4 protein-coding genes are annotated in these 16,376 nt (G+C 62.9%); all 4 read left to right on the forward strand.

Annotation, left to right across the window (positions count from 1 at the left end):
* Positions 1-11 precede the first annotated feature (11 nt).
* The 4 genes from HT134_RS24655 (at position 12) to HT134_RS24670 (ending at position 16,314) form a co-directional block, all read left to right on the forward strand.
* Positions 12-9,098, forward strand: coding sequence for an RHS repeat-associated core domain-containing protein (locus HT134_RS24655; RefSeq protein ID WP_175602830.1), 9,087 nt, complete (start codon positions 12-14; stop codon positions 9,096-9,098).
* Positions 9,099-9,139: 41 nt separating this feature from the next.
* Positions 9,140-10,432, forward strand: coding sequence for a WD40 repeat domain-containing protein (locus tag HT134_RS24660; RefSeq protein WP_175602831.1), 1,293 nt, complete (start codon positions 9,140-9,142; stop codon positions 10,430-10,432).
* Between the two features lie 1,092 nt (positions 10,433-11,524).
* On the forward strand, positions 11,525-14,893 hold the full coding sequence (locus tag HT134_RS24665) for an AAA family ATPase (RefSeq protein WP_175602832.1): 3,369 nt from the start codon (positions 11,525-11,527) through the stop codon (positions 14,891-14,893).
* A 320-nt stretch (positions 14,894-15,213) separates the two neighbouring features.
* Positions 15,214-16,314 (forward strand): hypothetical protein, encoded by a 1,101-nt coding sequence (locus HT134_RS24670; RefSeq protein WP_175602833.1) that lies wholly within the window; start codon positions 15,214-15,216, stop codon positions 16,312-16,314.
* The last annotated feature ends 62 nt before the right edge of the window (positions 16,315-16,376 follow it).

A 16,376-nucleotide genomic window follows, 5' to 3' on the forward strand; every position in this document is an offset into this window, starting at 1 on the left:
TAGGTTTGGCTGTGGAGGTGGAGCATGATCCGTCCGTGCCGGGTCAGGGTAGTGGGCTGATCTGGTCTGACTATTCGTCGACGACCTACATCTCGGGCACCAGGTTGACTTCCGGGCTGGTGTCGAGCGGTTCTCTCCGAGACGGTTGGTTGATCCGTTGGCGGGTGCGTGGTCTTACTGCCAGCAACGCCGTCAAGGGTCCCTGGTCCGAATGGCTGTCGGGAAGAGTCGACATCAGCAAGCCCTCGGTGTCGGCGTCAACGGCGCTCGGGACGCTGAGTTCGGGCGTGTGGGTCTTTTCGAGCGATAGGCCGTGGTTCTCGGCGGTGGTTTCCGATCCGGAGCGGCGTGCGGTTGGTTTGGCTGTGGAGGTGGAGCATGATCCGTCCGTGCCGGGTCAGGGTAGTGGGCTGATCTGGTCTGACTATTCGTCGACGACCTACATCTCGGGCACCAGGTTGACTTCCGGGCTGGTGTCGAGCGGTTCTCTCCGAGACGGTTGGTTGATCCGTTGGCGGGTGCGTGGTCTTACTGCCAGCAACGCCGTCAAGGGTCCCTGGTCCGAATGGCAGGCAGGCAAGGTTGACGTCAGCAAGCCCGCTGTTTCCTCCCCTACAGCCCTGGGCACCTTGAGTTCCGGCCTTTGGACCTTTTCGAGCGATAGGCCGTGGTTCTCGGCGGTGGTTTCCGATCCGGAGGGCCGTGGGGTTGGTTTGGCTGTGGAGGTGGAGCATGATCCGTCCGTGCCGGGTCAGGGTAGTGGGCTGATCTGGTCTGACTATTCGTCCACGACCTACACCTCGGGCACCAGGTTGACCTCCGGGCTGGTGTCGAGCGGTTCTCTCCGAGACGGTTGGTTGATCCGCTGGCGGGTGCGTGGTCTTACTGCCAACAACGCCGTCAAGGGGCCCTGGTCCGAATGGCAAATCGGCAAGGTGGAGGCGAACAAACCCGCCGGCACAGGGCTGGGCGCCGTTCCTGCCACGCAGGCGGCGGGCCTGTGGACCGTCTCCTCGTTGGCGCCCTGGCTCTACACAAAGGTGATCGATCCCGCTGGCGCCGCCTCCTACTTGGCTGCGGAGATCGAGCATGATCCATCATTGCCCAGCCAGGGGACCGGGTTGATCTGGGCTGGCAGGGGCACGACCTCGTACGCCTCGGGCTCGAACGCCTGGGTGCAGGTACCCGCGGAGAAGCTGAACGATGGCTGGAGGATCCGCTGGCGCGTACGCGGTGTCACCATCAGCGGCACCGAGGGTGCATGGTCCGAGTGGCAGTCCGCGATGGTGGATCTCAAGAAGCCGACGGTCGACGGGTTGGGGGTAACCCCGGGTACAGAGGGACCTGGCCAGTGGATGTTGTCCTCTGTCACCCCATGGGTGTTCGCGAAGGTCACTGACCCGGAGAACCGCGTTTCCTCACTGAGCGTCGAGTTCGAGCACGACCCGTCCGTGACCGATCAGGGCAGTGGGCTGATCTATGCCGGCACGGGGACGAAGCCCGCAGCGTCGGGTTCGAACGCCTGGGTGCAGGTCCCGGCCGCGAAGCTGAGCGATGGCTGGCTGGTGCGCTGGCGCGTGCAGGGCATTACGTCATCCGGTATCAAGGGACCTTGGTCGGAGTGGCAATCTGCGAAGGTGGCTCTGAACAAGCCTTCGGTTGAGGGGCCCGGCCTGAGTCCGGGGATTCGTGGCGCGGCGTCGTGGACGGCGACAACGCTGACTCCATCGCTCTACGCGAAGGCAACCGACCCGGAGAACCGCGCCTCGTTCCTCAGCATTGAGATGGAACACGACCCGGCCGTCCCAGACCAGGGCACCGGCCAGATCTACGCGGGCACGGCGACGACCTCCTATACCTCGGGCACGAACGCGTGGATGGAGGTGCCTTCAGGCAAGCTCTCGGACGGGTGGCTGGTTCGCTGGAGAGTGCGGGCCACCACGACCTCGGGCGCCCATAGCCCGTGGACGGACTGGATCTCCGCCAGAGTAAGCGCCCTTCCGTTCGAAACCTTCTCTCCGGCCAACAACACCCAGGTCGGCACCCTGACACCCACTCTGTCAGCACATGCACGCCCGCTGAACGAAGCGGAAGTCAAGTACTGGTTCCAGGTGTGCGCGGGCACACAGCCGAACTGGACGTGGTGCGAGAGCTCAACGTGGGATAAGTCCGGCACCTGGACCGTCCCGGAGAGGAAGCTGAAGTGGGGAGAGACCTATTGGTGGTACGCCAAGGCGGCGACCGTCAACAACACCGTCACTTCCTCCTGGCGCACCTTCATCCCCACTCCGGAGCAGGGAACGCTCAATTCGCTTCTGGGCTCGGGTACTGACGACCGTGACTTCAACCATGTGTCCGGCAATTACACGAACACGGAGACGGATGCATCGGTAGCTGTGGCTGGTCCACCGCTGTCCGTGACGCGGACGTACAACAGCCTCGACCCCCGGACGGACGGAGTCTTCGGGGCAGGCTGGTCGACGCGCTGGGACATGCGCGTCGACCGCGAGACCGAGACGACGAACCTTCTGGTGACCTACCCGAGCGGTGAGCAACTGCGCTTCGCCGCCAAAGGCGACGGCACCTACGCCTCGCCCGCGGGCACGTTTGCCACACTTGCCAGCCTCCCGGAAGGTGGCTGGCGCTTGATGGACAAGTCCGCCACCTCCTACTGGTTCGACGGCAGCGGGCGACTCACCAAGATTAGTGACCGTCGTAACCGCACCCAGGATCTGACCTATGGTTCCGACGGCAAGCTTGCCAAGGCGACCGGCACTGGTGGCAGATCCCTGAGCTTCACCTGGACCGGCAGCCACGTGACGAGCGTGTCCACCGACCCCGTCAACGGTAGCCCGCTCACCTGGACCTACAGCTACGATGGCGACAAGCTGAGCAAGGTCTGCGCCCCCAACACCGGTCAGGCTTGCACCACCTACACCTACGCCGATGCCTCGCGCTACCGCAGCATCGTCCTGGACGCTGGCCCCAGCGGCTACTGGCGGCTGAACGAGACCGCCACCGCCATCGGAACAAAGACCGCCAACTCGGCGGGCTGGAACATCTCCGCCGACCAGGCCGAGCTCACCGGGACCGCGGCCGACCTCACGGCCGCCGTCTCCGGACCCCTCAGCGGTACCCCCGATACCGCGATGCGCTTCAAGGGAACGACTAATTCCACCTACGTGGAGCTACCTCCAGCGACCATCAGCGGTCAGGGCGGCAATCTCGCGGTAGAGGCGTGGTTCAAGACCACCGGATCTGGCACTGTGATCGGCTACCAGAATTTCACCGGCACCTTCAGCGGCGGACCGTCCGCCTTCACCCCCGTCGTGTACGTCGGCACGGACGGCAAGCTGCGCGGCCAGTTCTACACCGGCACCCCCGCACCGATCACCTCAGCCACCCCCGTCAACGACGGAATCTGGCACCACGTGGTCCTTTCGGGCGCGGAGGACACCCAGGCGCTCTTCCTGGACGGCCAAAGCGTCGGCACGCTCGCCGGGAAGATCACGCATGTGGACCAGTGGGCAACCCGCATCGGCTCCGGCTACGGCTCCTCCGCGTGGCCGGCCACCACCAGCACCATGGCCGTCTTTCCATTCGCGGGCGACATCGATGAGGTCGCCGTGTACGGCAAGCCGCTCGGCGCGAAGGTCGTACAGGCACACTACGCCGCCCGCCTGCCGCAGCCGCAGATGACCAAGACCGTTGCCCCCTCGGGCCGCGTAGAGGCGGAAAACGCCTACGCGGCCGACGGAGGACGACTGAATACGCATACTGACGCCAATGGCGGTATCTGGAAGCTCGCGTCACCGGCCTACGTCAAGGAAACAACCGCCCTTACCGTCTCCATGACCACGGTGACTGACCCAGACGGCGGAACACTCACCTACACTGACGACGCCCTACGGGGGTACCGGTCCGTCTCGCAAACCGACCAGCTCGGCAAAGTGACCCGGTACACCTATGACACCGGTGGCTTCCCTGCCAAGGTCATCGACCCCAACGGAAACGTGGTCGAGACGGCATTCAACTCCCGCGGCAACATGCTCTCCAAGAGGATGTGCAGGACTGCGGACAACTGCTCCAGTGAGTACTACAGCTACTTCCTGAACGTCGATGATCCATTCGACCCGCGAAACGACCTGAAGACCGTGTACCGGGACGGCAGATCGGCCTCAGCGACCGATGAGACGTACATGGCCTCGTGGACCCTCAGTCCCTATGGCGAGGAGACCAAGCAGACCACCCCGGTGACTCCGGATTTCCCCGAGGGGCGTTCTACGGCGAAGATTTACACCGGAGGCACTGAGCCCGCCGTCGGTGGCGGGCTGACGCCGGCGGGCCTACTGAAGTCGGTCAAGGACTACAAGGGCAACGAGACCATCTACGCCTACACCGCAGCGGGCGACCTGGCGACCGAGACCAGCCCGACCGGGCTGGTCAAGAAGTATGAGCACGACGCGCTGGGCCGGGTCGTCAAGCAGACCGAAATCTCGCAGGCGTTCCCGAGCGGGGTCACCACGACCATCGCCTACGACGCACTGGGCAAGGTCACCTCACGTACGGGCTCCGGCGTCAAAAACGAGGTCACCGGGGCCACGCACACCTTGAGGTGGAGCGGCACCTACGACCCCGACGGCCTGCCACTGACAGAGACACAGGAGGACCTGACGGGCGGCGACATCACGCGGACCGTCACATACACCTACGACGCCTACGGCCGGACGGAGACTGTCACCGATCCCGAAGGCGGCGTGCAGCGCTACGCCTACGACCACATGGGACAGAAGACCGACTTCACCGACGAGCGCGGGACGACCTACCACTACGGCTACACGTCGCGCGGTGAGCTGGTGACAAGCACACTGAAGGGCTGGACGGGCAGTCCCATTACGCCCGACCCGACGGCGGATGTGGTGCTGACCTCTATCGCCTACGACCCGGCCGGGCGGTTGGCATCACAGACGGATGCCATGGGCCGCACAACCGCGTTCACCTACTACAACGACAACCTGCCAGCCGAGAAGATCGCAAAGGGAGCGCGGCTGAACGGCTCCACCACACCGCGGGATGTGGTGCTGGAGTCCCTCACATACGACGCCGCCGGGCATCTCACCCGCCGTACCAGCGACAACGGCGCGTTACGGGTAGACATGAGCCATGATGCGGCGGGACGCGTGATCTCCCAGGCAGTGGATCCCGAACGGCTGAACCGAGTCACCACCGCGGCCTACGACGCTAACGACAACCTGGTCAAGATCAAGCAGAGCGCGGGGGGCACCGACCGCGTCGAGATCACCGAGTACGCCTATGACGCCGGTGACCGACCTGTGCGCCAGACCGTGCACAACGATGGTCAGGACCTGGTTTCCACGCTCACCGTAGACGACCGCGGCCTGGTCACGGCTATGACCGACCCGCGAGGCAACGTCCCGAACGCCGATCCTTCGGCCTACACCACCACTATCCACTACAACGCTGCGGGGCTCGCCACGCAGATCCAGCTCCCGGCGGTGACGGTGGAGCACGCTGGTGCGGTACCGGCCAACCAGCGGCCGACCACGCGCCTGGGATACAACACCTACGGCGAGCAGACACATCAGGTCGACGCCGAAGGCAGAACGCTGACCATGGTGCTGGACCGGATCGGCCGAATGGTCGAGCAGATCCTCCCCGTCTACACCCCGCCCGGCGGCCAGTCGATCACCCCCAAGTCCACCGCCACTTACGATGCCGCGGGGGACCTCATCAGCTTCAGCAACACCCGAGGGCAGATCACCAAGGCGGTCTATGACGCCCTCGGCCGCAAAGTCCAGGTCACCACGCCCAAGGCGGGCGTTTGGAACTACGGCTACGACCTCCTCGGCGAGACCCTGTGGCAGACCGACCCCATAGGCGCCCGCTCGGAGTCCACCTACGACGACCTCGGCCGCCAGATCACGCTGACCACGATCGAGCGCAAACCGTCCCAAGCGGCCTATGTCACGAGCATGGAGTACGACGACGCCGATCGGGTTACCAAGACGATCCGACCGACCGGCGATGCCTCCACGCGCACCTACGACGCCACCGGCGCGCTCACCTCTCAGACTGACGCGCTGGGCAACACCACCACGTTCGCCTACGATCTTGCAGGGCGACCGGTGAAGACGACTAACCCGCTTGGTAACGCCAGCACTGCGACCTACGACCGAGCCGGACGCAAAACCCAGACCGAGGAACTCGATGCCCAGGGTACGGTCCTGCGGACCTTGAAGTACGGCTACGACTTCGCCGGCAACCCAACCAGCAAGACCTCGGCCGAGGGGCACACCACCACCCAAGCGTTCGACGCCGGGAACCGTCTGATCGAACGCAAGGAACCAGTATCGGCCACCGAGACGATCACTACGAGCTTCGGCTACGACGCGGCGGGCGCGCAGACGCGCTCTACCGATGGGCGAGGAAACGCCACCTTCATCACCTACAACAGCCTGGGCCTGACCGAATCGGTGCTCGAGCCGAGCACAGTCGCGCATCCAAGCCTGGCTGACCGTACCTGGACGACGCTCTACGACGCGGCCGGCAATCCTGTCACCAGCCTGATCCCCGGCGGAGTGCGGGTGGACCGGGTCTTCGACGAGCTGAGTCGACTGGTCAAGGAGTCGGGTACCGGTGCGGAGGCGGCGACAGAAGACAAGACATTCGGTTACGACCCCGTCGGCCGGCTGATTGCGGCGAACGACCTGACCTTCACGCTGAACGACCGAGGCCTGCTGCTGAAGAGCGCAGGTCCAGGCGGAGACCTCAACGTCTACGCCTACGACGCCAACAACCGGCTCATCCAGCGCGTGGACGCCGCCGGCGCCTCCACCTTCGCCTGGGACGACGCCGACCGCCTTACCCAGGCGGTGGATCCCGTCAGCGCCACCACCATCGACTACGGCTACGACAAGGCTAACCGCCTGACCTCAATGGCTTACGGCGCCTCCGGAACTCGTCGCAGCTACACCTACGACGCGATGAATCGGCTGACCAAGGACCAACTGACCACGTCGGCCGGCGGGGCTATCGCCTCTCTCGAGTACGGCTACGACCGCGACGGCAACATGACTGCCAAGACCACCACGGGGACGGCAGGCGCGGGCGCCAACACCTACACCTACGACTGGTCCAACCGGCTCACCTCCTGGACATCGCCTGACGGTACGAAGACCGAGTACGGCTGGGACGCCGCAGGCAACCGCATCAGGGCCGGTGCCAAGACCTACACCTACGATGAACGCAACCGGCTGACCTCGGGCGACGGCCGCACTTACACCTACAGCGCGCGCGGAACCCTGAAAGAGGAGGACGGCGGCGCCGTCCGCATGACCAAGTTCGACGCTTTCGACCGCATGGTGCGCGATGGCGCCGTAACCTACGACTACGACGCCCTGGACAGGGTCGAGAGCCGCGCCTCAGGTGACAAGGCTACCCGAATGACCTACGACGGGCTCAGCAACAACCTGGTCGCTGTGACCGACGCGGGCGGCGCTAGGACGGCTTCCTTCGGACGTGACGCACTGGGCCGCACGCTGGGCATCAGCGACGGCGCGGGCGCCCAACTCGCCTTCTCTGACCAGCATGGAGACCTGATCGGCACGTTCACCACCGACGGCGCCACGCTGGCCGATTCTGTGGCGTACGACCCGTTCGGTGAAGTGACCACGCGCACGGGGAACGCGCACACGCTGGGCTATCAGGGCGGCTACACCGATCCGGACTCCGGCAAGATCAACATGGCCGCCCGCTGGTATCAGCCCACCACTGGCAGCTTCGTCTCCCGTGACACCCTCGCCCAGGCCGCTGACCCGTCTGTTCAGCTCAACCGCTACACCTACGCCAACGCCAACCCACTTACCAACACCGACCCTGATGGCCACGCCTCCTGCAAGAAGAAGTGCCAGACGGCCAAGCAGAAGGAATACAACGCCTGCGTGAAGAACGGGTTCAAGGGCAAGGGGTGCGCTGACGACAAGAAGATTTACATCGCCCAGAAAGGCTTCAAGAAGGATTGCGTCACTGGCTACCACAGTTTCGAAGAGGAGTCAGCCTGTAAGCAGGGTGCGCAGACGTACACCCAATGCCGGTTGAGCGGGAAGAGTGCGAAATCTTGCGAGACCAGGGGCGTCAACACCGCGTGCCGGAACTTTGGCGGTGGCGACAGATGCGACCTCGCGAACCCCGTCTACGACGCCTGCCGCGCCAACAAGGGCACGAAGCGCAGTGTGTGCGTGGAAGGCAACCAGCAGTACATGCTGTGTGATGAGCTTTATCCCGTGCAGCGCGGTCAGAACAACGTTTGCTCGGGAGCGGCCAAGGTCTACGAGGGCTGCCGGTCAGCCAGTCCACAGCCAACCACCAGTAGATGTGCGGCAGTCCGGGAACTCTACGCACAGTGCGCGTATGATGGCTATTCAGCCCAGGGGAGACATGGATACGACCAGTCGGCCGGTACATGCGGGAAGGTCGCCGGCGACGCCAGCAAATGCGTGCAGCGGGGTGCGCCGGGAGGCGTGTGCTTCTCTGTGGGCATCATCCACCTCAACTGTCTTATGGAGCCGAAAGCCAAAGCCGCAGGGTGTAATAACTTGGCGGACTTCTTCTACCACTGTGTCGCTCATCCCAAAGCGAATGGCTGTGGAGACAAGCCAGAACATATATGCGAAGACTTTAAGGACAGGGTTCAGGGCGACATCAGCAAGGGGAAGCGCTGTTCGGACGTCTACTCTCCCGCGCAGGCATGGCTGAAGCGAAAAGGAAAGCTTATGGAGGACCCGGACGCCGATTATAGTGCGCCCTGTGCGGCCATCCCTGTAATCGCCGAATTCGTCAAACCCATACAAGGTGCGGCTGCAATCGCGGAAACCGCCTGCACCTATCTTGGTTCCATAATGAATCTGACTAACCAAAAAGAAGCGGAGTCTCTTAACCAGCAATGGAAGGAAACCGTCAAGAATAATCCAGGCCAATGGATCGCGGTGAGATTCCCCAATACCCCGCCATACACCCGCGTTGAGGTTGCGTGGGACTTTGAATCCAAGGTCTACGGACATCAGGGCAGATGGGGGTGACGGCGATCCCGCGCCCTCGCGCATGGGCGCTCGTTGGCGCCATGGTTGCCCTGATCGCCATCGCAGCCGCGGCCACTGGCATGGCCGTGCACCAGCACCTCACCGCGCGGGAGGCCGAGCGTGTTGCCGAGGCTCGCGAATTGGCGCTTCTAGGTGTGGCGTCCCGGGTAACGGAGCCGTATGCGGCCGTCGCCTTAGGCGTCGCCGCCGTGAGGATCCACGCCGATGACCAGACCCGTACTGCGCTTGTTGACACCATGGTCTCCGAACGCCAAGCAATATTTCGTGGCACCGATATCGTCGCGGCCATAGCGATAAGCGCTGACGGGCGGACCGCCCTCGTCGCCGACCAAAACCAGGGCGTCGCCCTGTGGACGTTGTCGCCTTCCGGGCGCCCCGACGGCCGGCTCGATGCGATACGCGCCGGCGTGCTCGAAAGCCAGGGCGGCGAAGTGCGGGCGGTGGCGTTGAGCCTCGACGGGCGCGTCGCATTGGTCAGTGCTGGCGAGGGCTTCGCGACCCTGTGGAACACGACCGATCGCGAGCACCCCGCAAGACTGGCCACTCTGGAAGGCGGCTCAGTACGCCACGTGGCCCTCAGCGGCAATGGGAAGACGGCGTTGATCGGGCACGATGACGGGAACGTCGCGGTGTGGGATCTCGCCCAGCCCAGCCGCCCAGTCAGGGTGGCGGCCTTGGCCACTCACCGCTCAGTCTTGCGGAGTTTGGGATTGAGCGCCGATGGACGGATCGCAGTGACCGTGAGGGAACGGGCGTCGACGGTGTGGGACTTGTCTGACTTGGCACGGCCGATCCAGGGTGGTGGGCTGGACACGGCCGACACCGCGTCGGCGGCTGCAGCGCTGACCGCCGACGGCCGCACCGCCCTAGTCGGGAGCGCGCTGTGGGACGTGAGCAATCCCACGCGCCCTCAGCGCCTCACCTCGCTGCCAGATGTCGAGCACATGGTGGTCAGTGCGGCGCTGACCTCGAATGGCGGCTTCGCCATGACCGGCGAGGCCGGCGGCAGGACGGTCGTGTGGGATTTGCGGGACCGCGCTCGACCGTCCCGGATAGCCGTACTCAAAGCACCTGTCACCCAGGTGGACGAGGTCGCGCTGAATGCGGATGGGAACATTGCCCTGATCGGCACTCCTAAGTGGGGGGTCTTCTCCTGGGACCTGACCGGCCTCAGCGGAGATCCCTTCCATGACCTGTGCGGAGGCGGCAGGACTGGACTATCGATCACTCGCGCCTGGTGGAGTCACTTCACCAAGAGCAAGCCGTGGCCGGACTCGTTCGGCGACCGGGACTCGTTCGAACCGTGTGCTTGACGGCTACGAAAAGTTCTAACGGTGTTGACCTGTCCCTCCCTCGTCGGCTTGGTCCCCAGGGTCGCTTGCGCGCCTCGGTCGATCCAGATCGCATGTAGGCGGCCATGCGAAGGGCGAGCGTCCTTCCGAAGAGAGCCAGGGGCCGCAGTCCTTCCCGGAGCATCACTCAGCCCTCGAAGTGACCCCTGTGGGGGATGACCTGAGGATCGGCATCGGAGATCATCCCGCATATATCCCGTGATCAAGGTCCTACGGCTGCATGCGGGTGCCCATGGCGACCCATCGAGGGTATGGGAAGCAAAAGACCTGCGGCTAAGAAACCGCAGGCCAGAGGCAAGAACGCCTGGTGGAGATGAGTGCCCCCGGCAGGATTCGTACCTGCGGCACCCGCTTTAGGAGAGAGAGGCCGGTACTGCGCTCTTACTAGGACGGACCTGCAGGAACATTCTACGGAGCACTTGCCCTTCGCTTGATCATCCCGCGCATGTCCCGCGCACGTCGGAGGGCCGCTTGCGAGGTCCAAGGCTTCTCGCGATACATCACAGCCAACGTGGCAACGACTCGGGAGCGCCTGATGTTGGCCATGGAAGTATGTGCATACCATTACCTAACCTGCGGCGCAGCGCATCGGTGCGACGCTGGACGGTCTGGATTGGAGTGCATATGTCCATGGCGCCAGGTTCAGTGCTGCTTCCCCCGGCACATCTGTCTGTTCGTGTGCCATGGCATGACACGGATTGGACCGGTCGGGTCTGCGTGGATCCCGCGCTGAACAACTCGTGCACGATGTTGACGAACATTAAGAAACGTAAGCAGGTAGAGCGAGAAGAGGAGGTTCGAGGGCAAAGTTGGAGGAACGGGGCACCTGAGCCGGCTGTACCGCCATGCGTCACGGAGCGCGGCGGGTTCATGCGAAACTCAGAGTTCTCAGTTCTGAGGACCCACCCTTACGCAAAGCAGCGGTCGCACAGTCATTTGGCGGAAACGTCGCTCAGAATGCCTGCATACAGTCTAGAGGCTCTGCCTTTCGGTTGGTTGATGCGTGAAAATGCAGCAAAAATGCAGGCGGAATGGGGCATATCCTATGATGCAATGGCCGAGGAGGATGCTGACAAGCACATTGGACAGGCTCGCACTTGGGTGCAAGATGGTCGCAACCAGCTCGCGCTGCTTGACTCCTTTTTCTCAGCTCTCCGCCCAGGCAGCTCGTTGGCCCTTATCTACGCCAAGGATATTCCCCTACTGGAACAGCGTGTTCCTGGAAGCCGGATCCTCATCGGCGCAGGTATGGTCACTCATGTTGGCAACCATGTCCCGTGGGAAAAATCTCGGCCCGGGCCGCTTGACCCGGTCATGTGGGAGCGGTCAGTCAGCCACTCGATTCGCGCGCCCTCGTTCAGTGATGGATTCCTCCTCCCATATCAGCAGCTCATGGCCAATCCCGACCTTGTTGGGGAGGACCTGACGCCGTTCATCGCTCGCACGGCTCCAGAGCTCTTCAACGAGTTCTCCTACGTGTCGGAGCTTGTGAGTCACGACAGTGCCTTGGCGGCTCTGGTGGAGATCGCAAGGGTCGTGGAACGGCTCACCGGCGTGGCCAACGGCCCTTGGGATGTTGTCACCTCATGGATATCCCAGCGTATGGCTGACATCTGGATCCATCGAGGGGCGTATCCAGGGCTCGGGTCGGCGTTGCTGGCGGCGGGGATTCCGACGGGGGCTCTGATCGCCCACCGTGTATTCGCCTCCGATCCTAACGCGGAGGCTAATCCGTGGGCTGCGCTGGAGAAAGCTATGTCCGAGGCTGCACAGGGCCGGGGAGCGGCTCGGGGGCTGGCGCAAAGGATGGTCCAGAAGATATGGAAGGGTCTGCTGGCTGATCCCGAGCGCTTTGAACTGCTGCGCCTGCTCGCGCGCTTCTCACTCACAGCTGATCAGTCCAAGAGAATCTTTGATCGGGAGGCACGTAAAAGGAGCGGCATAACGGTTACCGACAGCGAACTGCTTGAAAACCCCTATCGGATTTACGAGTTGGACCGTGGCAGCAAGGACTCCATCAGCCTGCACTCCATCGACCGCGGACTGTTCCCGCGAGACGCGGGAGCGGCTGCGGTTCTACTCCGCAGTCCCCTTCCTGACCCGGTCGAGGAGGCCATCGATGACCGGCGGATCAGAGCCGCATGTGTCTCGATTCTGGAGCGTGCGGCTGAGGATGGTCATACCTTGCTTGACGGGTCGGGGTTGCGGGACCGGCTAGGCGCCATGTCTCTAGAACCGGTGTGTGACCCAACCAGTGATGCCTTCCGCATTGTGGCCGACGAGTTCGCACCCGTCCTTCGTTCCACGGCTCTGGCTGGCAACAAAGGCCAGGGCTGGCAGCTTGAGCGTCTTGCGGCCGCGAGTGACCTCATCACCGACGAGGTCCTTCACCGTGTTGAGGCTGGACCGATAGACGTGACGGGTGACTGGCGAGCGTTGATCGACGCTGTGATAAAGGGAGCCGCGCACCCTGATGACGCGGATGAGCATGAGGCTCGTCAGGAGAAGGCCCGTGCGCTTGAGACGCTGATGCGGTCGCGCATAAGCGTTCTGGTCGGGCCGGCGGGCACAGGCAAGACCACCATGCTGCAAGCGCTGTGCTCCCACCCGACGGTCTCCGGGCGGGTCCTGTTGCTCGCGCCGACCGGGAAGGCGCGGGTGCAGCTGGGAGAGAAAGCTGGCTCACGTGCCAGGACGCTGGCGCAGTATCTACGTCCGTTCAACCGATGGAATGCACAGACCAATACGTACGACATACACCCCAACGGCAGGAAGGATAACAACGCCTACACGGCCGTGATCGTGGACGAGGCGTCCATGCTTCCCGAGGAGGCGCTTGCCGCGCTGATTGCCACATTAGGGCATGTGGACCGCCTTGTTCTCTGCGGCGACCACCGGCAGCTTCCGCCGATCGGCGCCGGACGCCCGTTCGCTGACCTTGTCCAATATCTTCGGGACTCTGAGGGCGCCGAGAACGGGAACGAGACAGCTCTGTCTGGAGGCGGCTTGGCTGAGCTGACCGTCGCTCGAAGGCAGAAAGACGAGAACGCTCCTCATGGGTCGCAGGGTGGTCGGGACGATCTGGCCGTGGCATCGTGGTTCTCCGTCGATGGTTCACAGGTGGCAGCGGACGAGGCAATGGCTCGCGTGCTGGCTGGAGAGGGCGATGGGACGCTGGAGATCCGGCGGTGGACTACCGAGACGGATCTGCACAAATCGATCGTGGAATGCCTTGTGGGAATGCCCGAGCTGAGCCTGGAGGACAAGAACGCCTATGCTCTATGTCGGTCCTTTGGCGCAGTGATCGAAGAAAGGTTTCCCCGCTTCCCTGATGGCGGACGAGGCGCGGAGAACTGGCAGTTGCTCTCGCCTGTCCGTGCGCAGCAAGGGGGAATCGTCGGTCTCAACCGGCTCATCAGGCGTGTCTGGCGCGAGGGGGGCCAACGCCGTGCCCGAAGCAACAACAACTTGCCAAAGCCCATGGGAGCGGACCAGATACTCCTCTTCGACAAAGTGATGATCGGTTACAACCGGACTCATGATGATGTTGCGCGCACAGGCGTCCGGGAAAGGATCAAGGGGGATCTTGCCAACGGCGAGATTGGTCTCGTTGTAAACTCGGCAGGACGAGTGGGCCAGAAGCCCACAGGTATCAAGGTGGAACTGGCAACGCAGGAGGATCTTGTTTTCACCTTCTGGGAGGGCTTGCTCAACGGTGAGGACAAGGACCTAGGGCGGGAGATCCTGGAGCTCGCGTACGCGATCACGGTTCACAAGTCGCAAGGGTCCCAGTTCAAGACCACCTTCGTTATTATCCCCAACCCCTGCCCCTTGTTGTCGCCTGAGCTGCTCTATACAGCTTTGACCCGTCACCGCGGGCGTTGCGTCCTGTTCATTCAGGGCGATCCGGCCGAGCTGCGGAGAGTTGCCGGACCACTGCAGTCAGACACAGGGCGGAGACTGACCCGCCTGTTCCACGCGCCCGATCCGTTCAAGGCACCCAACGGACGGACCTTGGACGGAGCGCATATCCACTTGACCGTCAGGGGGGAACTGGTCACCTCCAAGTCGGAGGTGATCGTCGCGAACATCCTTGCGAACCTAGACGTGCCCTACGTTTACGAACAACCCCTGGTCATGGCAGACGCCTCACGAAGGCTTCCGGACTTCACCGTTTCTCGAGCGGGACGCCCGCCCATCTATTGGGAGCATCTCGGCATGCTGGATAAGAGCAGCTATCGGGCTAACTGGGAGGCCAAGCGTCGGTGGTACGCCGACCACGGGATCAAACCGTGGACCGATGGAGGTGGTCCAGAGGGAACCCTCGTGTGGTCCACCGAGGGCGTTGGTCTTGAAGGGATCAACGCCCAGGAGATAGAGGCTCTGGCGCGACAGGTTTTCGAGATCCCACCATCGAATTGACTGATTGGCTTCCTGTAGGGGTGCAGGAGTTATCAGTTCCGCGTAGCTCATGACGAGCAGGCTCTTGCCAACTGGATAGCTTGGAGACAGGAGAACCGCGCGTGGTTGCGATCATCTATTGCACCGCCGATGAGCAGAAGCGCCTCCGTGAGCGCGAGCCGTACCCTGACCGCCTGGCGGAGAGATGGACCTCGCCTCAGCCGGCCGCGAAGTGGCGCACGGGAAAACGGCTGACGTTACTGGTGACTCGGTCATCTAGTGGAGCGCCCAGGATAACGCACATTGGCCGGTCAGCTCTCGGCCGATGGAAGGGTACCCTCGTGCGAGAAGTCGAGATCACGAGCGTTCGACTCCTCGGCGAGCCGCTCCCCATGTCGCAGCTCCATGACAATGTGCCGCCCTTCGTGCAGCGGTACCTGAATAGTGCCGTTTGTCTCCCCGATAAGGCCGGGCAGACGCTCACGAGCGTGCTTTTCCTTCTGCGCCCGGCACTCAAGGACATCGTTACCGAACTTGAGGAGCCTGATAAGCCTGTTCAAGTCAGAGGGCCCGTCGGTCGCGCGCTCGTTCAGGTGCGTGATGCTGTAGGTAACGCACTCCAGATGGCAGGCTTCGGGAAAGAGCTACTAGGCGAGTGGTCCCCGCCAGTGGATCTAGAGGTGAGCCGCGAGGGATTTCTTAGCCAACTTCCCGAGGGGAGGGCTCGAGAAGACCCATTGATCATTCGAGATGCTGAACGGTTCGTGGGGTGGCTTAGAGAAGAGTCCCCTGACGTGGAGTGGAGGGCATTCCGTAGAGGTGGGCAACGTCTCATCATCGGTAACTGTAATCGTCAAGCAGACGAAACGGCCATGGGAGTCGACCTCATATACTTCCATGAGACGAGACGAAGTTTCGTTCTGGTCCAATATAAGCGACTGGAACGAGCTGATGGCGATTGGTCATATTATCCCTCTCGTGACCGAAGCCTGGATAGGGAACTGGATCGCATGCGGGCCGTTGATGCCACGTGCGCAAACGTAAGGGAGGGGGACGACTATCGCCTGAATAGTGGCCCATGCTGGATCAAGCTTTGCCGTAGCGAGACGACTATCCCGCGCACTGACGAGCTGGTTCAGGGAATGTATCTGACTAGGGCCTACTTCGAGCGACTCCGGAATTCCTCTGGGGTTCTCGACGGGAGTCGTAAGGGTATTCGATTCGGTTACAAGACAGTCCCGCGATACCTTGACAACACGACCTTCGGTCAACTCGTGGCTGACGGATGGATTGGCAGTAGTGGGACAGGAAGCGACCTGATCGAGAGGCAGATTAAAGCCAGTCGAGAGGGTAAACGTGAGATCGTATTCGCCGCCGTTACAGGTGAGGATAAGAAAAGAGCTGAGCGAACGCAGGAACGCCGACAAGGGATGTTGTTGTAGGTGGACCTTCCTATAATGGCAGAAGCGGTCCTTAACGGCCCCGTTAGGTCGAGATCTTAGTG

Source organism: Nonomuraea rhodomycinica, assembly GCF_013363995.1.
GTDB classification, from domain to species: Bacteria; Actinomycetota; Actinomycetes; order Streptosporangiales; family Streptosporangiaceae; genus Nonomuraea; species Nonomuraea rhodomycinica.

Bases quoted from the DNA above. Each gene is read 5' to 3' on its own strand.
- HT134_RS24660 (WP_175602831.1), top strand. From the start codon at position 9,140: ATGGTTGCCCTGATCGCCATCGCAGCCGCGGCCACTGGCATGGCCGTG.
- HT134_RS24665 (WP_175602832.1), top strand. From the start codon at position 11,525: ATGGCCGAGGAGGATGCTGACAAGCACATTGGACAGGCTCGCACTTGG.